Annotated in this window: 17 protein-coding genes and 1 pseudogene; 12 read left to right on the top strand and 6 right to left on the bottom strand. The window is 62.4% G+C overall.

All coding sequences use genetic code 11. From position 1 onward, the window contains the following. Positions 1-93: 93 nt before the first annotated feature. Positions 94-1,104, bottom strand: a complete 1,011-nt coding sequence (locus GJV18_RS10290; RefSeq protein ID WP_160345087.1) for a DUF2804 domain-containing protein — start codon at positions 1,102-1,104, stop codon at positions 94-96. Positions 1,105-1,357: 253 nt separating this feature from the next. On the opposite strand from GJV18_RS10290, the gene GJV18_RS10295 reads away from it, so the two are divergent. The 11 genes and pseudogenes from GJV18_RS10295 (at position 1,358) to GJV18_RS10345 (ending at position 15,539) form a co-directional block, all read left to right on the top strand. Next, positions 1,358-1,858 carry a DUF2059 domain-containing protein gene (locus tag GJV18_RS10295; RefSeq protein ID WP_160345089.1) on the top strand — a complete coding sequence of 167 codons (501 nt, stop codon included), beginning with the start codon at positions 1,358-1,360 and terminating at the stop codon, positions 1,856-1,858. A 9-nt stretch (positions 1,859-1,867) separates the two neighbouring features. Beyond that, on the top strand, positions 1,868-2,164 hold the full coding sequence (locus GJV18_RS10300) for a BolA family protein (RefSeq protein ID WP_160345091.1): 297 nt from the start codon (positions 1,868-1,870) through the stop codon (positions 2,162-2,164). Between the two features lie 90 nt (positions 2,165-2,254). After that, positions 2,255-3,331, top strand: coding sequence for an S-methyl-5-thioribose-1-phosphate isomerase (gene mtnA, locus GJV18_RS10305; RefSeq protein ID WP_160345093.1), 1,077 nt, complete (start codon positions 2,255-2,257; stop codon positions 3,329-3,331). Positions 3,332-3,549: 218 nt separating this feature from the next. Further along, entirely contained in the window at positions 3,550-6,318 is a 2,769-nt protein-coding gene (gene gyrA / locus GJV18_RS10310) for a DNA gyrase subunit A (RefSeq protein WP_160345095.1), read from the top strand. A gap of 88 nt (positions 6,319-6,406) precedes the next feature. Continuing rightward, positions 6,407-7,492: a 3-phosphoserine/phosphohydroxythreonine transaminase gene (gene serC, locus GJV18_RS10315; RefSeq protein WP_160345098.1), complete on the top strand. Its 1,086-nt coding sequence runs from the start codon at positions 6,407-6,409 to the stop codon at positions 7,490-7,492. Next, positions 7,492-8,586, top strand: a complete 1,095-nt coding sequence (gene pheA / locus GJV18_RS10320) for a prephenate dehydratase (protein ID WP_160345100.1) — start codon at positions 7,492-7,494, stop codon at positions 8,584-8,586. The genes serC and pheA overlap by 1 nt, the downstream gene beginning before the upstream one ends. Positions 8,587-8,684: 98 nt before the next feature. After that, on the top strand, positions 8,685-9,794 hold the full coding sequence (gene hisC, locus GJV18_RS10325) for a histidinol-phosphate transaminase (protein WP_160345102.1): 1,110 nt from the start codon (positions 8,685-8,687) through the stop codon (positions 9,792-9,794). After that, complete coding sequence (locus tag GJV18_RS10330; protein ID WP_160345104.1) at positions 9,791-12,034, top strand: bifunctional prephenate dehydrogenase/3-phosphoshikimate 1-carboxyvinyltransferase; 2,244 nt, start codon at positions 9,791-9,793, stop codon at positions 12,032-12,034. The genes hisC and GJV18_RS10330 overlap by 4 nt, the downstream gene beginning before the upstream one ends. Then, a complete protein-coding gene (cmk, locus tag GJV18_RS10335) occupies positions 12,031-12,711 on the top strand; it encodes a (d)CMP kinase (RefSeq protein WP_160345106.1) in 681 nt (226 codons plus the stop codon). The genes GJV18_RS10330 and cmk overlap by 4 nt, the downstream gene beginning before the upstream one ends. Positions 12,712-12,885: 174 nt before the next feature. Beyond that, positions 12,886-14,565 (top strand): 30S ribosomal protein S1, encoded by a 1,680-nt coding sequence (gene rpsA, locus GJV18_RS10340; RefSeq protein ID WP_160345108.1) that lies wholly within the window; start codon positions 12,886-12,888, stop codon positions 14,563-14,565. Positions 14,566-14,693: 128 nt separating this feature from the next. Then, a pseudogene (locus GJV18_RS10345) lies at positions 14,694-15,539 on the top strand (integrase core domain-containing protein). 120 nt (positions 15,540-15,659) lie between these two features. On the opposite strand, the gene folE reads toward GJV18_RS10345, so the two are convergent. The 5 genes from folE to nhaD all read right to left on the bottom strand — a co-directional run bounded on the left by folE (position 15,660) and on the right by nhaD (position 19,479). Next, on the bottom strand, positions 15,660-16,208 hold the full coding sequence (gene folE / locus GJV18_RS10350; RefSeq protein ID WP_160345110.1) for a GTP cyclohydrolase I FolE: 549 nt from the start codon (positions 16,206-16,208) through the stop codon (positions 15,660-15,662). A gap of 85 nt (positions 16,209-16,293) precedes the next feature. Next, positions 16,294-16,851, bottom strand: a complete 558-nt coding sequence (locus GJV18_RS10355; protein ID WP_160345112.1) for a Smr/MutS family protein — start codon at positions 16,849-16,851, stop codon at positions 16,294-16,296. A gap of 41 nt (positions 16,852-16,892) precedes the next feature. After that, positions 16,893-17,204, bottom strand: coding sequence for a hypothetical protein (locus GJV18_RS10360; RefSeq protein WP_160345129.1), 312 nt, complete (start codon positions 17,202-17,204; stop codon positions 16,893-16,895). 89 nt (positions 17,205-17,293) lie between these two features. After that, a complete protein-coding gene (locus tag GJV18_RS10365; protein ID WP_160345131.1) occupies positions 17,294-17,890 on the bottom strand; it encodes a cysteine hydrolase family protein in 597 nt (198 codons plus the stop codon). 299 nt (positions 17,891-18,189) lie between these two features. Further along, positions 18,190-19,479: a sodium:proton antiporter NhaD gene (gene nhaD / locus GJV18_RS10370; RefSeq protein ID WP_160345133.1), complete on the bottom strand. Its 1,290-nt coding sequence runs from the start codon at positions 19,477-19,479 to the stop codon at positions 18,190-18,192. Between the two features lie 168 nt (positions 19,480-19,647). Here nhaD and prmB point away from each other — a divergent pair, with 168 nt between their 5' ends. Further along, positions 19,648-20,586: a 50S ribosomal protein L3 N(5)-glutamine methyltransferase gene (gene prmB / locus GJV18_RS10375; protein WP_160345135.1), complete on the top strand. Its 939-nt coding sequence runs from the start codon at positions 19,648-19,650 to the stop codon at positions 20,584-20,586. The last annotated feature ends 97 nt before the right edge of the window (positions 20,587-20,683 follow it).

Genomic DNA, 20,683 nt, shown 5'->3' on the forward strand with positions numbered 1-20,683 from the left:
CTCCCGAGGCGGCTGGTGGGTGGGCTGTAGGGGTGTCAGCACCCTCAGCTTAGGCCCTCGGCGGCTGCAGGAGGTTCCCTGGGGGCAGGCGCTCTACCAGCGGGCGCGGGTTTCGCCCAGCCAACCCAGGGCATTGCGCACGGGTACGCGTTCACCCTGGGGGGTGCGCAGCTCACCATTGAAGTGACCGAACCATTGCCGGCTGTCGGCGTAGAACGGGCCGAAACGGCGGTAGACCTGATGATGCTGCAAGGGGCTGAAGCTCAGGCTGACCTGGTCATTCTGGCTGCGCAGTTGCCAGAGGGTGGGGCTGCTGTTGGCTTGCTTGGCAATGCTGACGGGGCTGTTGAGTTGTTGCAGGTCGCCACCGAACCACAATGCGTTTTCCGACAGTGCGCTGTGATCGGTCCAGCCTGCACCGAAGTTACCGGCAATGCCGCCGGGGGCGGCAAAGGCAGCGCGGGTCCAGTGGCTATTGAGCGGCCAGACGCCGCGCCCGAAATCCATGGAGGCGAAGCTCTGGCCCGGGCTGCAGAGGTATTGCCGCTCGCCCAGTTGCACGCTCCCGCTGCAGGGCAGGCCCAGCTCCCGACAGGTGGCGTGAAAGCCGCGATGGCCCATGGGGGCGACCAGATTGACCGAGTCGCGATCGCCGGGCTGCTGGACGTCCAGGGCGACATGCAGGGGTTGGCCGCCAATATCCGGAGCGCTGACCGTAATGCGGGTACGCCCGAAGTGTTCGCTGACGCGAAGCTGCAGCTTGGGGTGGTTGAAGGCATGGCTCTGCTGCGCCCGATCCGGCAACTTGCAGCCAAGACTCAGGGGGCGCAGCTGGCTGTGGGCCACAGAGTGGCCGCTGTGCAGGTCGAGGAAATAGGCCGCGGCATAGCCCAGGTAGTCGAGGTCGGCCTGGGTCAGGGAGAGAATCCAGTCGGGCGTGGTGATGCACCAGTGATTCCAGCGTTTGCGCCGGCCGAAGTGGCCAGGCATGGCGCAGTCAATCCGCGGTTGGGCGGACCAGCCGATCGCCTGGGGGTTGAGCTGGCCATGGGCATCGCACAGGGCAATGAGGGCGCCGGGTGGTGGCTGGGTGAAACTGTTCATCGAACACGTCCATGTGTGCTGGTACCCATTGCCGGGTACGATCAAGCAAGAATGGCTGAGACCCGGCAGGATGCACAGCCGTCGGTCGGCTCAGCAAGTGCTGGTATTTTGGCCTTTTGTCAGGCGGTGCGCCAGTGCGCAGACCGGATGTGCGCTGGTGCACGCTCTCGGGTCGCTTGAGTGGCTGCCGTGTTCGGCCCAGAATGGCGCGGTCGAGGGCCTGTCGGGCCTTCTGTTTAGATTAGGAGTGTGCATGCCACGTTTATCCGTCCTGTGTGCGACCTTGTTGCTGGCAGGCAGTTGTTCCCAGGTGTTGGCCGATGCTCGCAGCCATGCCGCCGATGCCGAACGTTTTCTCCTGCTGGCACGGGCCGACAAGCTGGCGGTGCCGGTCTACGGTCAGGTGCGCGAGATGTTTGCCCAGCGTTTTGCCGAGAGCAAGGGCTCCCAGGCTGATCAGGCGCTGCTGGAGTCCTATCAGGCCAAGGCCGATGCCGCACTGGACAAGGCCGTGGGCTGGGACAAGCTCAAGCCGGACATGATCAGCCTCTACACCCGCCATTTCAACGAGCAGGAGATGCGTGAGCTGATCGCCTTCTATGAGTCGCCACTGGGCAAGAAGGTGGTCGACAGCATGCCGCAACTGACCGCGCAGTCGGCCCAGCTGACCCAGGCCCGGCTGGAAGCCGCGGTGCCGGAAGTCAATCAGCTGCTGGCGGAAATGAGCGGCAAACTGCAACCGAAGCAGCCCTGAGGGATAGACATGGCCAAGATCGATCAATTGCGCGCCGCCCTCGAGGCGTTGCAACCCCAGCACCTCGATGTGCTGGATGAAAGCCATATGCACAGCCGGGGGCTGGAGACGCACTACAAGGCGGTGATCGTCAGCCCCGTCTTCGCCGATTTGAATGCGGTCAAGCGCCATCAGCGGGTCTACGCCTGCCTGGGTGAGCTGATGGGGCAGGTGCACGCCTTGGCGCTGCATACCTACACGCCACAGGAGTGGGCGCAGCAGGGCGTAGCGCCGGCTTCGCCGACCTGTCGGGGTGGTAGCGCCTGACCGGCGCTTGCGCCCGCACGCTTATATAAATGACAGCCACCGGTTCGGTGGGTGCGTATAATCGCCGGCTTTTTTCGCCCAGAGGTGGTCATGCGCGAGCAATTGTTGGCAGCCGAGAACATTCAGGCCATCGAGTGGCGTGACGATGCCCTGCACCTGCTCGATCAGCGGCTCTTGCCGGGGCAGATCAGTTGGCTGACTTACCAGGCCAGTGGCCAAGTGGCCGAGGCCATTAGCAGCATGGTGGTGCGTGGTGCGCCGGCCATTGGCATCGCGGCGGCCTATGCCGTGGTGCTGGCGGTGCGGGCACGCCTGGCTGAGGGAGGTGACTGGCAGTTGGCGCTGGAGGCTGACTTCGCCCAGCTGGCGGCCTCCCGGCCCACGGCGGTCAATCTGTTCTGGGCGCTGGGGCGCATGCGTGAGCGCCTGGAGCGTCTCAAGGCCGCTGAGGATCCATTACAGGCGGTCGAGGCCGAAGCCCTGGCCATTCATCAGAGTGATCGCGATGCCAACCTGACCATGGCTCAGTTGGGTGCCGAGCTGATCCGTCGCCATCAGGGCAACTCGCAGAACCTGTTGACCCACTGCAATGCAGGAGCCCTGGCCACCGGCGGTTTTGGTACGGCGCTGGGGGTGATCCGCGCGGCTTACCTGGAAGGCTTGGTGGAACGGGTCTATGCCGATGAAACCCGGCCCTGGCTGCAGGGCTCGCGCCTGACCGCCTGGGAGCTGGATCGTGACGGGGTCCCGGTCAGCGTCTGCGCCGACTCTGCCGCCGCGCACCTGATGAAGACCCGTGGCATCACCTGGGTCATCGTCGGCGCCGACCGGATTGCCGCCAACGGCGATGTGGCCAACAAGATCGGCACCTATCAGCTGGCGGTCAACGCCATGCACCATGGTGTGCGCTTTATGGTGGTGGCGCCCAGTTCCACCATCGATATGGCCCTGGAAAGCGGTGATGACATCCCCATCGAAGAGCGCTCCGCTGACGAGTTGCTGGATATCGCCGGCCAGCCCCTGGCGGCCCGCGTGGCGGCGGTCAATCCGGTGTTCGATGTGACCCCGGCGGATCTGGTGGACTTTCTGGTGACGGAGAAGGGTGTGGTGGAGCGCCCGGATGCGCAGAAAATGGCCCATCTGATGTGCCGCAAGCGACTGCATTGACGCGCAGAGGGCAATTCTGGGGATAGGTCACGGGCAGCGATTGTGGTAATCTCCGGCGGTTTGAAGGCTGCCCCATGGGGCGCCAGAACTGCGCAGATACATGGCATAACTTGTTGATTTGTCGTGAGTCGCTTATGGCCGCTGGCCTGGGCGACAGGCTTCGCTCCATTCAGGACGAATGAGGCGCGGCTCCACCAGAAAAAGGAACCAGGCTACTCATGGGCGAACTGGCCAAAGAAATCCTCCCGGTCAATATTGAAGACGAACTCAAGCAGTCCTACCTCGATTACGCGATGAGCGTGATCGTCGGGCGAGCCCTGCCGGATGCGCGCGATGGCTTGAAGCCCGTGCACCGCCGCGTGCTGTTTGCCATGAGCGAGTTGGGCAACGACTGGAACAAGCCATACAAGAAGTCCGCCCGTGTGGTCGGTGACGTGATCGGTAAGTATCACCCCCATGGTGATACGGCCGTGTACGACACCATCGTGCGTATGGCCCAGCCGTTCTCCCTGCGTTACCTGCTGGTGGATGGCCAGGGTAACTTCGGTTCGGTGGACGGCGACAACGCCGCGGCCATGCGTTACACCGAAGTGCGCATGACCAAGCTGGCCCATGAGCTGCTGGCCGACCTGCACAAGGAAACCGTCGACTGGGTGCCCAACTACGACGGCACCGAGCAGATTCCGGCGGTCATGCCGACCAAGATCCCCAACCTGCTGGTCAACGGCTCCAGCGGTATCGCCGTGGGCATGGCCACCAATATTCCGCCGCACAACCTGACCGAGGTGATCAACGGCTGCCTGGCTCTGATCGAAAACCCCGAGCTGACGGTCGATGAGCTGATGGAGTACATCCCTGGCCCGGATTTCCCCACGGCGGCGATCATCAATGGCCGCGCCGGCATTATCGAGGCCTACCGTACCGGTCGCGGGCGCATCTATATCCGTGCCCGTGCCGAGGTCGAGGACATCGACAAGGTCGGTGGTCGCCAACAGATCGTGGTCACCGAGCTGCCTTATCAGCTGAACAAGGCGCGCCTGATCGAGAAGATCGCCGAGCTGGTCAAGGAGAAGAAGCTCGAAGGCATCACCGAGCTGCGTGACGAGTCCGACAAGGACGGCATGCGTATCGTGATCGAACTGCGCCGCGGCGAGGTGCCGGAGGTGATTCTCAACAACCTCTATGCCCAGACCCAGATGCAGAGCGTGTTCGGCATCAACGTGGTGGCCCTGATCGACGGCCAGCCCAAGGTGCTCAACCTCAAGGACATGCTCGAAGCCTTCGTCCTGCACCGCCGCGAGGTGGTGACCCGGCGCACCGTGTTCGAGCTGCGCAAGGCCCGCGAGCGCGGCCATATCCTCGAAGGTCAGGCGGTTGCCCTGTCCAATATCGATCCGGTCATCGCCCTGATCAAGGCCTCGCCGACCCCGGCCGAAGCCAAGCAGGCGCTGATTTCCACCGCCTGGGAGTCCACTGCGGTGGAGGCCATGGTCGAGCGCGCTGGCGCCGATGCCTGCCGTCCGGACGATCTCGATCCGCAATACGGTCTGCGCGACGGCAAGTACTTCCTCTCGCCGGAGCAGGCCCAGGCCATCCTCGAACTTCGCCTGCACCGCCTGACTGGCCTGGAGCACGAGAAGCTGCTGGCCGAGTATCAGGAAATCCTCACTCAGATCGGTGAGCTGATCCGCATCCTCACCGACGCCAAGCGCCTGATGGAAGTGATTCGCGAAGAGCTGGAAGCGGTGCGTGACGAGTATGGCGATGCCCGTCGCACCGAGATCGTGGCCTCGCGCATGGACCTGACCATGGCCGACCTGATCACCGAAGAGGAGCGGGTAGTCACCATCTCCCACGGTGGCTATGCCAAGAGCCAGCCGCTGCATGCCTACCAGGCCCAGCGTCGCGGTGGCCGTGGCAAGTCCGCCACCGGGGTCAAGGACGAGGATTACATCGAGCACCTGCTGGTGGCCAACAGCCACGCCACCCTGTTGCTGTTCTCCAGCAAGGGCAAGGTTTACTGGCTGAAGACCTATGAAATCCCCGAAGCCTCCCGCGCTGCCCGTGGCCGCCCGCTGGTCAACCTGCTGCCACTGGATGAAGGCGAGCGCATCACCGCCATGCTGCAGATCGATCTCGAAGCCCTGCAGCAGAGTGCTGGCGACGAAGAGCTGGACGACAGCGAAGGCGTGGTGCTGGAAGGCGAAGTGGTCGAAGCCGATGTGGCCGACGACTCTGACGCCGAGCTGGCCGATGACGAGCAGGACGAGCCCACCGGCGCCTACATCTTTATGGCCACGGCCAAGGGCACCGTGAAGAAGACCCCGCTGGTGCAGTTCAGCCGGCCGCGTACCAGTGGCCTGATCGCGCTGAAGCTGGAGGAGGGCGACACCCTGATCGCCGCGGCCATCACCGATGGCGCCCGTGAGGTGATGATGTTCTCCGACGGCGGCAAGGTCATTCGCTTCAAGGAAAAGCACGTGCGCACCATGGGCCGTACCGCCCGTGGCGTGCGCGGCATGCGTCTGGCGGAAGGTCAGCGCATCATCTCCATGCTGATCCCCGAAGCCGGTGCGCAGATTCTTACCGCTTCCGAGCGTGGCTATGGCAAGCGTACGGCCATGGCCGAGTTCCCTCGTCGCGGTCGCGGTGGTCAGGGTGTCATCGCCATGGTCAGCAACGAGCGCAACGGTGCGCTGGTGGGTGCTGTGCAGGTTCTCGATGGCGAGGAAATCATGCTGATTTCCGACCAGGGTACTCTGGTGCGTACCCGTGTCAGTGAGGTCTCCAGCCTGGGCCGCAATACCCAGGGCGTAACCCTGATCAAGCTGGCCAAGGATGAGAAACTGGTCGGTCTTGAGCGGGTGCAGGAGCCTTCTGTCGAAGACGAGGACGAGCTGCCGGGCGACGAGGACGCGACCGAAGCGGGTGTCGAGGCGCAGGCGGATGACGCCGCAGTCGAGCAGAGCCCAGCCAGCGAAGAGTGATCTGCCGGCGGGGTCAGCCCGCCCGTGGCAGCTTAGGATTCGGCGGTCGACCCGGTGTCGGCCGCTCAACATTTGAGCGAGAGTGGATGTGAGCAAGCGAGCCTTTAACTTCTGCGCCGGCCCGGCCGCGCTGCCAACCGCCGTACTGCAACGCGCCCAGGCCGAGATGCTCGACTGGCAGGGCAAGGGCCTGTCGGTGATGGAGATGAGCCATCGCAGCGACGAGTACATGGCCATCGCCGCCAAGGCCGAGCAGGATCTGCGTGACCTGCTGGTGGTACCTAACGACTACAAGGTGCTGTTCCTCCAGGGCGGCGCCAGCCAGCAGTTCGCCGAGATCCCCCTGAATCTGTTGCCGGAAGAGGGTGTGGCTGATTACGTCGACACCGGTATCTGGTCGAAGAAAGCCATCGAGGAAGCCAAGCGCTTCGGCCGCATCAATGTCGCCGCCAGTGCTAAGGCCCATGACTACTTTGCCATCCCGGGGCAGAACGACTGGCAGCTGTCGAAAGACGCCGCTTATCTGCACTACTGCAGCAACGAGACTATCGGCGGTCTGCAGTTCGACTGGGTACCGGAGCTGGGCGACACCCCCCTGGTGGTGGATATGTCCTCGGACATCCTCTCGCGCCCCATCGATGTGTCGCAGTTCGGCCTGATCTACGCCGGCGCGCAGAAGAATATCGGCCCCAGCGGCCTGGTGGTGGTGATCGTCCGTGAGGACCTGCTCGGCCGCGCCCGTTCCAGCTGCCCGACCATGCTCGATTACAAGGTATCCGCCGACAACGGCTCGATGTACAACACCCCTGCGACCTACTCCTGGTACCTCTCTGGCCTGGTGTTCGAGTGGCTCAAGGAGCAGGGCGGCGTCGAGGCCATGGAGCGGATCAACCGCGCCAAGCAGGAGCTGCTGTACAAAGCCATTGATGACAGTGATTTCTACAGTAACCCGGTCGCCCACAACGCCCGTTCCTGGATGAACGTGCCGTTCCGTCTGGCCGACGAGAAGCTGGACAAGGCTTTCCTCGCCGGGGCCGATGCGCGCGGCCTGCTCAACCTCAAAGGGCACCGTTCGGTGGGCGGCATGCGCGCCTCCATCTACAACGCCGTGGGCCTGGATGCGGTCGAGGCGCTGGTGGCCTACATGGCCGAGTTCGAGAAGGAGCACGGCTGATGTCCGAGCAGGAACTGCAGGCCCTGCGCCTGCGCATCGACAACCTCGATGAGCGCATCCTGGAGCTGATCAGCGACCGCGCGCGCTGCGCCGAAGAAGTGGCGCGGGTGAAGATGAAGGAACTGGCCGAAGGCGAGAAGCCGGTGTTCTATCGCCCCGAACGCGAGGCCCAGGTGCTCAAACGCATCATGGAGCGCAACCAGGGCCCCCTGGGCAACGAAGAAATGGCGCGGCTGTTCCGCGAGATCATGTCCTCCTGCCTGGCCCTGGAGAACCCGCTGAAAGTCGCCTACCTCGGCCCGGAAGGCACGTTCTCCCAAGCTGCGGCGATGAAGCACTTTGGTCATGCCGTGATCAGCGTGCCGATGGCCGCCATCGACGAGGTGTTCCGCGAAGTGGCCGCCGGTGCGGTGAACTTCGGCGTGGTGCCGGTGGAAAACTCCACCGAGGGGGCGATCAACCACACCCTGGACAGCTTCCTCGAACACGACATGGTCATTTGCGGCGAGGTGGAGCTGCGTATTCACCACCACCTGCTGGTCGGTGAAACCACCAAGACCGACAAGATCACCCGCATCTACTCCCACGCCCAGTCACTGGCCCAGTGCCGCAAGTGGCTGGACGCGCACTACCCGAACGTCGAGCGCGTGGCGGTGTCGAGCAATGCCGACGCGGCCAAGCGGGTGAAGAGTGAGTGGAATTCCGCCGCAATTGCCGGCGATATGGCGGCCAACCTCTATGGCCTGACCAAGCTGGCGGAAAAGATCGAGGATCGCCCGGATAACTCCACGCGCTTCCTGATCATCGGTAGCCAGGAAGTACCGCCCACCGGCGACGACAAGACCTCGATCATCGTCTCCATGCGCAACAAGCCGGGTGCATTGCACGAGCTGTTGGTGCCGTTCCATAACAACGGCATCGACCTGACCCGCATCGAAACCCGTCCATCGCGCAGCGGCAAGTGGACCTATGTGTTCTTTATCGACTTCGTCGGTCATCACCGCGATCCGCTGATCAAGGACGTGCTGGAGAAGATCGGCCAGGAGGCCGTGGCGCTCAAGGTGCTGGGTTCCTATCCAAAGGCGGTGCTGTAAGTCCGCCTCCTTGTAGGCGCGGTTTTAGCCGCGATATTCGCGACTGAAGTCGCTCCTGCGAGGCCTGTGGTGCTCGGTCGAGACAATGAGGTTTTGTGATGACTTGTGATTTCCTCGCCCTGGCCGTGCCAGGCGTGCAGAAGCTGTCCCCCTATGTGCCGGGAAAACCGGTGGATGAGCTGGCCCGTGAGCTGGATCTGGATCCGGCCGGCATCGTCAAGCTGGCCAGCAACGAGAACCCGCTTGGCCCCGGCACCAAGGCCCTGGAGGCGATCCGTAGCGAGCTGACCGAGCTGACCCGCTACCCCGACGGCAATGGCTTCGCCCTCAAGGCCGCCCTGGCTGCGCGTTATGGTGTGGACCTGGCGCAAGTCACCCTGGGCAATGGCTCCAACGATATTCTCGATCTGGTGGCGCGTGCCTATCTGGCCCCTGGGCTGAATGCGGTGTTCAGCCAGTACGCCTTTGCCGTCTACCCCATCTCCACCCAGGCGGTGGGGGCCGAGGGCAGGGCGGTACCTGCGCGCGATTATGGTCACGATCTGGACGCCATGCTGGCGGCCATCGATGCCAATACCCGGGTGGTGTTTCTCGCCAACCCGAATAACCCCACCGGCACCTGGTTCGGTCCGGCGGCGCTGGAAGCCTTTCTGGCCAAGGTGCCGGAGTCGGTGCTGGTGGTGCTGGATGAGGCCTATATCGAGTACGCCGAAGGCGACGAGCTGCCGGACGGTCTCGACTACCTGGCTCGTTATCCCAATCTGCTGGTCTCGCGCACCTTCTCCAAGGCCTATGGCCTGGCGGCGCTGCGCGTCGGCTACGCCATCAGCTCGCCGGCCATTGCCGATGTGCTCAACCGTGTGCGCCAGCCCTTCAATGTCAACAGCCTGGCCCTGGCGGCAGCCTGTGCGGCCCTGGATGACACCGACTACCTGGCGCGCAGCCGCCAGCTCAACGATGCCGGCATGGCGCAGCTGGAAACTGGCCTGGCTGAACTGGGCCTGGCGTGGATTCCCAGCAAGGGCAACTTTATTGCCGTGGACTTTGCCCGTGACACCGCCGCGATCAATCAGGCGCTGCTGCGCGAGGGGGTAATCGTGCGCCCGGTGGCCGGCTACGGCATGCCCCATTTCCTGCGGGTGTCCATTGGCCTGGCCGCAGAGAACGCACGCTTTCTTGAAGCCTTGACCAAGGTGCTGCGCTCGTGAGTCAAAGCAACCATACGCCTGCGCAGGTGCCGCTGATTGGTCGTCTGGTGGTCATCGGCCTCGGCCTGATCGGCGGCTCCTTTGCCAAGGGCCTGCGCGAGCGGGGCCTGTGCCGGGAAGTGATAGGCGTCGACCTGGACCCGGAATCGCGCCGCCTGGCGGTAGAGCTGGGCGTGGTCGATCGCTGTGAAAGCGACCTGGCCACAGCCTGCCAGGGCGCCGAGGTGATCCAGCTGGCGGTGCCGATTCTGGCCATGGAAAAGCTTTTGGGCGAGCTGGCCAAGCTTGATCTGGGGGCGGCGGTGCTGACCGATGTGGGCAGTGCCAAGGGCAGTGTGCTGCGTGCGGCGCGCCTGGCCTTTGCCGGTAAAGCGGTACGCTTCGTACCGGGTCACCCCATCGCCGGCTCCGAGCAGAGTGGGGTGGAAGCGGCCAATGGCGAACTGTTCCGTCGCCACAAGGTGATCCTGACGCCTTCCGAGCACAGCGACGAGCAGGCGCTGGCCCTGGTCGATACCCTGTGGCGTGAGCTGGGTGCGGATGTCGAGCATATGGAGGTCGAGCACCACGATCAGGTGCTGGCAGCCACCAGTCATCTGCCCCATCTGCTGGCCTTTACCCTGGTGGATTCGCTGGCCAAGCGCAGTGAGAACCTGGAGATTTTTCGTTACGCCGCCGGCGGCTTTCGCGACTTTACGCGAATCGCCGGCAGCGACCCGGTGATGTGGCACGACATCTTCCTCGCCAACCGCGAGGCCGTGCTACGAACCCTCGATGTATTTCGCGACGACCTCAACGCCCTGCGCGATGCGGTTGACGCAGGGGATGGGCACCAACTGCTGGGCGTATTTACCCGCGCCCGGGTGGCCCGTGAGCATTTCGGCAAAATTCTGGCCCGCAGGGCCTATGTGGACGCTATGCACTCGAACGATCTGATTTTCCTGGCCAACCCCGGTGGCAAACTGTCTGGGCGCATCCGCGTGCCGGGCGACAAGTCCATCTCCCACCGCTCGATCATGCTCGGCTCCCTGGCCGAAGGCACGACCGAGGTTGAAGGTTTCCTCGAAGGTGAGGACGCGCTGGCCACCCTGCAGGCCTTTCGCGATATGGGTGTGGTCATCGAGGGCCCGCACCATGGTCGCGTGACCATCCATGGCGTCGGTCTGCACGGCCTCAAGGCGCCGGCCGGCCCGCTCTATATGGGTAATTCCGGCACCTCCATGCGCTTGCTTTCCGGTCTGCTGGCGGCGCAGCCGTTCGACACCACCCTGACCGGCGATGCCTCGCTGTCCAAGCGGCCGATGAACCGCGTGGCCAAGCCCTTGCGGGCCATGGGCGCAGTGATCGAAACGGCCCCGGAAGGCCGCCCACCCTTGACCATCCGCGGTGGCCAGCGTCTGACCGGCATGGACTACGAAATGCCCATGGCCAGCGCCCAGGTCAAATCCTGTCTGCTGCTGGCCGGCCTGTATGCCGCCGGGCGCACCTCGGTGACCGAGCCGGCGCCGACCCGTGACCACACCGAGCGCATGCTGCGCGGCTTCGGCTACCCGGTCAGTGTCGAGGGCAGCACCGCCAGCGTCGAGTCTGGGCATAAGCTGACCGCCACTCGCATCGAGGTGCCGGCGGATATTTCGTCGGCGGCTTTCTTCCTGGTGGCGGCGAGCATCGCCGAAGACTCCGAGTTGGTGCTGGAGCATGTCGGCATCAACCCGACCCGCACCGGGGTGATCGATATCCTCAAGCTGATGGGTGGCGATATCAGCCTGGAAAACCAGCGTGAAGTCGGCGGCGAGCCGGTGGCGGATATCCGCGTGCGCTCGGCCCAGCTCAAGGGCATCGATATTCCCGAGGACCTGGTGCCGCTGGCTATCGACGAATTCCCCGTGCTGTTCGTCGCCGCTGCCTGCGCCCAGGGCCGCACCGTGCTGCGTGGCGCCGAAGAGCTGCGGGTCAAGGAGTCCGACCGCATCCAGGTGATGGCCGACGGCCTGATCGCGCTTGGCGTGAAATCCGAACCGACCCCGGATGGCATCGTGATCGAGGGTGGCAGCATCGGCGGTGGCGAAGTCTGGGCCCATGGCGATCACCGCATTGCCATGTCCTTCAGTGTGGCGTCGCTGCGCGCCAGTGCGCCGATCCGCATCCACGACTGCGCCAACGTCGCCACCTCCTTCCCCAACTTCCTGAGCCTGTCGGCCCAGGTCGGCATCCGTGTAGCCGAGGAGGGCAAGGCATGATCAATGCTCCGGTTATCACCATCGACGGCCCCAGCGGTTCGGGCAAGGGCACCATTGCCGGTCTGCTGGCCAAGCAGCTGGGCTGGAACTTGCTGGATTCCGGCGCTCTTTATCGCCTGCTGGCCTTTGCCGCAGGCAATCATGGGGTTGACCTGACCAATGAGGAGGCCATGAAACTCTTGGCCGCCCATCTGGATGTGCAGTTCGTGGCCGCTAGCGGTGGCCAGCGCATCATTCTGGAAGGTGAGGATGTGACCGATCTGATTCGCAACGAGCAGGTCGGCGCCGGCGCCTCCCAGGTGGCGTCCCTGCCTGCAGTGCGTGAGGCCTTGCTGCAGCGCCAGCAGGCCTTTCGCGAAATGCCGGGACTGGTGGCAGATGGTCGGGATATGGGCACCGTGGTGTTTCCCGATGCGCCGCTCAAGGTCTTCCTCACCGCCAGTGCCGAGGAGCGCGCGCAGCGCCGCTACTTGCAGTTGAAGGCCAAGGGCGATGATGTTAATCTCGCGAGTCTTCTTGATGAGATTCGGGCGCGCGACGAGCGCGATACCCAGCGAGCAGTAGCCCCGCTCAAGCCGGCGGCCGATGCCATAGTGCTGGATTCCACCGAGCTTTCCATTGAGCAAGTGCTTGAACGCATTCTGCGCGAGATCGCCGATCGCGAGCTCGCCGGGTAAGGCGATTGTCCTGCTGGGCAGTCGCACGGGTCATTCGACATAGGGTCGGGTGACCTGACAAGGAGGCATGTGGGAGACCAGTCCTAGTCCCACGGGCCTTTTTTATATCAACGACCCACATTGTCTGGAGTGTGGTTTGGGCAGATTCCCTGCCCTGAATCAACAGGAATCAACATGAGCGAAAGCTTTGCAGAACTTTTTGAAGAAAGCCTGAAATCCCTCGACATGCAGCCGGGTGCCATCATCACCGGCATCGTGGTCGACATCGACGGTGACTGGGTTACCGTGCATGCCGGCCTGAAGTCCGAGGGCGTCATCCCGCTGGAGCAGTTCTACAACGACGCCGGCGAGCTGACCATCAAGGTCGGTGACGAAGTTCACGTAGCGCTGGACGCGGTTGAAGATGGCTTTGGTGAAACCAAGCTGTCCCGCGAAAAAGCCAAGCGCGCCGAGTGCTGGATCGTTCTGGAAGCAGCTTTCGCCGCTGAGGAAGTGGTCAAGGGCGTTATCAACGGTAAGGTTAAGGGCGGCTTCACTGTCGACGTTAACGGCATCCGTGCGTTCCTCCCAGGTTCCTTGGTCGATGTCCGTCCGGTGCGTGATACCACCCACCTGGAAGGCAAAGAGCTCGAATTCAAAGTCATCAAGCTGGATCAGAAGCGCAACAACGTTGTCGTTTCCCGCCGCAGCGTGCTGGAAGCCGAGAACAGCGCCGAGCGCGAAGCTCTGCTGGAATCCCTGCAGGAAGGCCAGCAGGTCAAGGGTATCGTCAAGAACCTCACCGACTACGGCGCGTTCGTGGACCTGGGTGGCGTCGACGGCCTGCTGCACATCACCGACATGGCCTGGAAGCGCATCAAGCATCCGTCCGAGATCGTCAACGTTGGCGACGAGATCGACGTCAAGGTTCTCAAGTACGATCGCGAGCGTAACCGCGTATCCTTGGGCCTGAAGCAGCTGGGCGAAGATCCGTGGGTTGCCATCAAGGCGCGTTACCCGGAAAGCACCCGCGTTGTGGCTCGCGTTACCAACCTGACCGACTACGGCTGCTTCGCCGAGCTGGAAGAAGGTGTGGAAGGCCTGGTACACGTATCCGAAATGGATTGGACCAACAAGAACATCCACCCGTCGAAAGTCGTTAACGTCGGCGACGAAGTGGAAGTCATGGTTCTGGATATCGACGAAGAGCGTCGTCGTATCTCCCTGGGTATCAAACAGTGCAAGACCAACCCGTGGGAAGACTTCTCCGGCCAGTTCAACAAGGGCGACAAGATCTCCGGCACCATCAAGTCGATCACCGATTTCGGTATCTTCATTGGTCTGGACGGCGGCATCGACGGCCTGGTTCACCTGTCCGACATCTCCTGGAACGAAGTGGGCGAAGAAGCCGTACGCCGCTTCAAGAAGGGCGACGAGCTGGAAACCGTTATCCTCTCCGTTGATCCGGAGCGTGAGCGCATCTCCCTCGGCATCAAGCAGCTGGAAGAAGATCCGTTCTCCGACTACGTTGCCGTCAACGACAAGGGCACTATCGTTCGCGGTACTGTGAAGGAAGTTGACGCCAAGGGCGCTGTTATCACCCTGGCCGAAGGCATCGAAGCTACCCTGAAAGCCTCCGAAATCAGCCGTGACCGCGTTGAAGACGCGCGTAACGTGCTGAAAGAAGGCGAAGAAGTTGAAGCCAAGATCATCAGCGTCGATCGTAAGAGCCGTGTAATCAGCCTGTCGATCAAGTCCAAAGACGTTGAAGACGAGAAAGAAGCCATCAAGGAAATGCGCAAGCAGGAAGTTGAAACTGCTGGTCCGACCACCATCGGTGATCTGATCCGTGCGCAAATGGAGAACCAGGGTTAATCCCTGATGCACCTGCAAAAAAGGGCGACTTTGGTCGCCCTTTTTTGTGCGCTGTGCCCCATCCTGAATAAAATTTACACCTTTCTCCCGAGACTCTGAAATTCTCAATGGATTAAGGTGTTAAGTGAATCCAGCGTGATTACTCGCTGACTTTTAAATTGGCTGTGGCCGACTTGATCGAAAAGGACGAGCTGACCAGTCGGCAAACCTAGTTGAGGGGCACGGAAGGCCTATGGTTCAGTATGCTCGTGCAAACATGGTCGGCAAGATTGGGGCCAGGGCTTCGATTTGATCCGCCAGAAGCGTAGCCATGATAGATCCAGCAAAACTGACGCCCGAGCAGCGTTCGAACAGCAACTACAGGTTATGAGCCAGAAGGTGCGGTTCTTCGAAGCTGTGGTCGATCTGCTGAAGAATTACTACAGTGTTTTAATCTTAGAATAGCGCTCCGGCAAGTTCACTCGCAAAGGTAGGTTGAAGGGCACAGTGTCGGCAGGGCTTGCGAGTTAATTGTCTATCAGCCGTCAGGCACGCGTGTAACCGTTCTTCCCAATCGCAGCAGTCCCCTCTGCCTGAGCTTGGTCACCGATGTGCTTTCCCGCAAGATCGTTGACCATCATATACACGAGAGGCTTCATACTGACTCAGTAGTCGTCGTTTTCAGGCATGCGCTGAGACAGCGCCGGGGGGCATGTGCTATTTCACTACTATGACCATGGGCCAGTAATGCTCGGCGTTGTATAAAGCTCTGCATAAGCGGCACAGTGCCGATGCTCGATTGATACGGCTGCTACCAGAACGCGCTTTTGGAGCAGGTAAGCGGAGCCCTCAAGAATGAATTGATGCTGCGTCGTCCCAGTGGCCTGAGACAGGCAAGAGCAATGGTCAAGGATGTCATCGACATCTACAGCATGGAACGACCGCATCGGTCCCTGAAATACAAAACGCTCAATGTAGTGCACTGGGCGTTTTGAGTGCCGCGAATCTAACCAAAGCAGCGTAAGTCTAGTTAGGATCTGGCAGCGGGCTGCGGGGTGAGTCGGATTTTAATAAAAAAACCGGCGCAGGCCGGTTTATTCATGCTGAGCACTTGATCAATTATTGACCAGGCTCAGGAACTCGCTGCGGGTGGCGGCGTTTTCACGGAATTCGCCGAGCATCACCGAGGTGACCATGGAGGAGTTCTGCTTCTCCACGCCGCGCATCATCATGCACATATGCTGGGCTTCGATAACCACCGCCACGCCGAGGGCGCCGGTGACCTGCGAGATGGCCTCGGCGATCTGCCGGCTGAGGTTCTCCTGGATCTGCAGGCGCCGGGCATACATATCGACGATACGCGCCACCTTGGACAGCCCGAGCACCTTGCCGTTGGGGATATAGGCCACATGGGCCTTGCCGATAAACGGCAGCAGGTGATGCTCGCACAGCGAGTACAGCTCGATGTTCTTGACCAACACCATCTCGCTGTTGTCGGAGCTGAACAGGGCGCCGTTGGTGACTTCTTCCAGCGTCTGCTGGTAGCCGCGACACAGGTACTGCATGGCTTTGGCCGCGCGCTTGGGGGTGTCGAGCAGGCCTTCGCGGGACACGTCCTCGCCGAGCTGGCCGAGAATCGCGGTGTAGTTCTGTTCCAAGGACATGGAAAATCTCGTTGGTGTCTCAAAGGGCGCAGGGTAGGGCGCAAGTCGGGGGCTGGCAAGTGCGCTGGCTGCCAGAGTAAGGGTCTTATTCGTCGCGTCCATCCATCATGGTGCGCTTGAGCAGTACATAGACCGCGCCAGTGCCGCCATGCTTGGCCAGGCAGGAGGTAAAGCCCAGCACCTGAGGATGCTGGCGCAGCCAGGTGTTGACGTGGCTCTTGATCATCGGCTTGCGCCCGTCCATGCGCACCGCCTTGCCGTGGGTGACACGGACGCAGCGTACCTCCAGCTTGGTGGCTTCGGCGATAAATTCCCACAGGGTGTCGCGGGCCTTTTCCACGTTCATGCCGTGCAGGTCGAGGCTGCCCTCGAACGCGATCTGGCCCAGTTTGAGCTTGCGCATCTGGCCTTCCTGGATACCGTTGCCGGCCCAGTACAGGGCATCTTCGGCGCCCACGTCGATGACGAACTGATCCGACAGGCCGTCGACCTTGATCGATTCCACCCGCGCAGTTGCCGCCTGGCGCAGGGTTTCCAGACGGGCGCGGTTGGGCTTGGGTTTGCCGGTGTCGGCGCGGTCGTGCTTGATCGGTTTGACGCCGCGCAGTTCGGCTTGGAACAGGGAAAAATCGTCGTCTTGCATTGGGGCCTCCACGAAGCCCGCCAGTTTATCAGGGCGTGGCTTTAATGACGCTTTTTCAGCAGGTGGGGCGCCATGCTCAGTTCGCTGGAGCGCCGCAAGCGGCGCCGACACAGGCGCCAGCCCAGTATGCCAAGGCCCAGCAGGACCAGACCGAACGGTGCCAGGACGGCTGCGGCGCGCCTTGGCTCGTCGAGCGCGAAGGGGTTGTGCCACAGGCTGGCGGCTGCAGTGAACAGGCTGCCCAGCCCCGCAAGCAGGCACAACAGGGCAAGGCCGGCGGCGAGGCACAAGGGCCAGCGTCTGGTGCTGCGGGGGCGCAGGCGGCGGGCATCAAAATCATCGGACAGCTTCATCGGCTTTCCTCTGTCTGTACCGGCGCTATGACTGGTGCTCGCAACAGGGGTTCCTTTCAGGTTGCACAGTTGTGAGCGCAGGTGCGTTTTCAGAGCAACGCATTGGCACAGCTGACCACTGCTGCGAAGTTGTCAGCCAGGGCGATCATCTCGGCTCTGTGCATGTCGGCGGCATTCAGCACCTGGCCATCCAGGGTTGGCAGATCGCGGGTGGCGCAGGCGCTGTCGACCAGGGTGCAGCGGTAACCATAGTCCTTGGTGGCGCGCACTGTGGTGCTGATGCTGGAGTGGGTCATAAAGCCGCAGATAATCAGGTCCAGATGCCCCAGGGCCTGCAGGCGCTCATGCAGGTCGGTGCCGGAGAAGGCATTGGGCATGCGCTTTTCCACCACGATTTCCCCGGGCAGTGGCGCGGCTTCCGGCAGGTGCTGGCCGCGCGGGCTGCGCGGGTCCAGCGGGCCACCGGCAATGCCCAGGTGCTTGACGTGGACGATGGCGCTGCCCTGGGCGCGGGCGGCCGCCAGCAGCTTGGCGATTTCTTCCAGAGCCGGATCCAGGCCGGGGAGCTGCAACACGCCACTGCGGTATTCCTCTTGCGCGTCGATCACCACCAGGGTCGCGTTGCCCAGTTTGGCGGGGGCATGGCTACGACCGGTGAGCGCGAGCAGGGTTTGCGGAATGGACATGGCAGGGAGGCTCCTTGGGCATGGGTGAGTGATGGCTCATTGTCCGCCTTGTGGGCGCTGCTGTGAACCTCCAAGGCGGTTCTTGCGAGTAGCGCGGCGCACGCGCAGAATCACAGGCACTCCAAAGGATGGAGCCCAGCCCGGCAAGGAGAAGCCCCGTGAGCCTGATTACGTTGTTGTCCGAACACTTCTGGTTATTTTTCGCCGTGGCGGTGTCCATTGCCGTACTGCGCGAGCTGCATCTGAAACGCGATTAGCAGGCCCCGTGGCGCTACAGGGCCTGCCTGCTGTCGCGGCTGTCAGTACCAGCCGAGTACCTGGAACTGCAGATACCAGACGCCCAGCGAGCCGAAGAAGTTGACCAGGATGGCCGGCAGGAACTTCAGGTGCACGGCAAAGCTGTAGCTCTTGTCCAGGCTCATGGCCATGATCCCGGCGGCTGAGCCGACCACCGTCAGCGAGCCGCCAATACCCACCATCAGGGCATTCAGTGCCCACTGATCCAGGCCCAGCTGCGGGTTGGACATCAATGCGGCGGCTTCCACCGGCACGTTATCCATCACCCCGGAAGCGACCCCCAGCACCATATTCACGGCGGTCGGGTCCATCACCTCGAACAGGCGGGAGATATAGGACAGCCAACCGACATGGTTGAGGCAGGCCACCGAGGTGATGATGCCGATAAAGAACAGCAGGGCGTTCCACTCCACCTTCTGCAGCTGATCCTGCCAGGGCAGTTCGATACCGCGACGCATCAGCACCCAGGCATACAGCGCGACAAAGCCCAGGGCGATACCGACGGCGAATTCGATGCTGACCTTGAGGATCACGTTGCACAGCACCGCACCGGTCACCGCCACCAGGCCGACCAGGGCCAGGCCGGCACCACCGGGCTTAAGCGCGGTTTCGCTGACATCCGCTTGCTGGATCAGGTCTTCGCCAGTGAGCTTGCGCAGGTAGAACAGGTGCAGGGTGGCGGCAAACAGCAGCCAGCCGATCAGGGCCGAAGGAATCAGCAGCAGCAGGCCGGCCACGCTGATCTTGCCTGCCAGCACCACCATCAGGCTGGTGGAGGTGCCGAGAAACCACACCCCGGTGTTGGAGGCCACCACGATATTGCACAGGGCCACATGGGTATAGCGCGGGTGGTTGGAGATGCTCTTCACCGTCTTGCCGAAGATCATCGCCGTGGTGATGTTGTTGAGGAAGGGTGAGAGCAGCGCCGAAAGCGCGCCAGTGGCCCAGAACATGCCGCGTGCGCCCAGCCCCTTGCCCATCAGGTAACCATTGAGGGCAGTGAACACGTTTCGCTCGTTAAGCAGCTCCACGATCATCCACATAAAGGCCATAAAGGCGATCAGGCCGAACAGCTCCTCCTTGGTTTCATTCTGGGCGTGGAGGAAGTACTGAAAGCCGTTGGGGTCATAGAAGGCGTAGTGTGCGCCGATCACGATCAGGCCGGACATCATAAACATCGCGGGCTTGAACTTATCCATCTCCAACTGGGCTTCGAACACGATCAGCGTCATGCCAATCAGGAAAATCGCCAGCACGAGCAAGCCCGTGAGCGAGAAGGGATCTATGGTCATTTGTGTGGGCTCGGAAGGAAGGGAGGGGAAGGGTTAAGAATTCGTAACAAATTATATCCCTGGCCCTGAGGCTTTGGCAGAGGTGTCCAGCCCTGGCCAGAACTTTATTTTTGCCCTGGCTGCTTGGGCTAGAATGCGCGCCATTCCCTTGCCCCCGGAGAGCCTGCCGTGACCGATACTCCCGCCGCTACCCATACTCGCCTGCGCACCCTGCGCGACTATATCCGCTGGGCGGTCAGCCGCTTTCAGGCCGAGCAACTGTTCTTTGGCCATGGCACCGACAATGCCTGGGACGAAGCCCGCCAGCTGGTGCTGGGGGCGCTGCACCTGCCCTATCAGATCAACGACAGCTACCTGGATTGCCGTCTGGAAGACGACGAACACCTGCACCTGCAAACACTGCTGCGCCAGCGCATCGAGGAACGGGTACCCGCCGCCTACCTGCTCGGCGAGGCCTGGTTCTGTGGTCTGCCCTTTATCGTCGATGAGCGCGTGCTGGTGCCGCGCTCACCCATCGCCGAGCTGATCGAGCAGCACTTCCAGCCCTGGCTGGCGCTGGAGCCGGCGCGCATCCTTGACCTGTGCACCGGTTCGGGCTGCATCGGCATTGCCTGCGCCTACGAGTTCCCCGAGGCCGAGGTGGTGCTGGGCGACCTGTCCTTCGAGGCGCTGGAGGTGGCCAACCAGAATATCGAGCGCCATGGCCTGGAAGAGCGGGTCTACACCGTGCAGGGCGATGGTTTCGATGGGCTGCCGGGCCAGCGTTTCGATCTGATCCTGTCCAACCCGCCTTATGTGGACGCCGAGGATTTCGCCGATATGCCGGCCGAATACCAGCACGAGCCGGCCATGGGCCTGGCCTGTGGCGAGGATGGCCTGGACCTGGTGCGGCGCATGTTGGCCGAGGCCGCCGATCACTTGACGGAAAAGGGTCTGTTGATCGTGGAGGTGGGCAACAGCCAGGTTCACGTCGAGGCGTTGTACCCGGAGGTGGACTTCACCTGGCTGGAGTTCGAGCGCGGCGGCCATGGCGTGTTCCTGCTGGCCGCGGCCCAGTGCCGTGAGCATCAGGCGCTGTTTCGTGCGCGGGTGAATGCCAACGGCTAGGGTGGGAAACCACGCGGCGCTTTCCATCAGGTTGCGTAGCCGGCGGATAAGCTTCGCGTTATCCGCCCTACGTGCTTGCAGTCATGGCTAGGTAGGG

Source organism: Pseudomonas xionganensis (assembly GCF_009763245.1).
GTDB lineage: Bacteria > Pseudomonadota > Gammaproteobacteria > Pseudomonadales > Pseudomonadaceae > Aquipseudomonas > Aquipseudomonas xionganensis.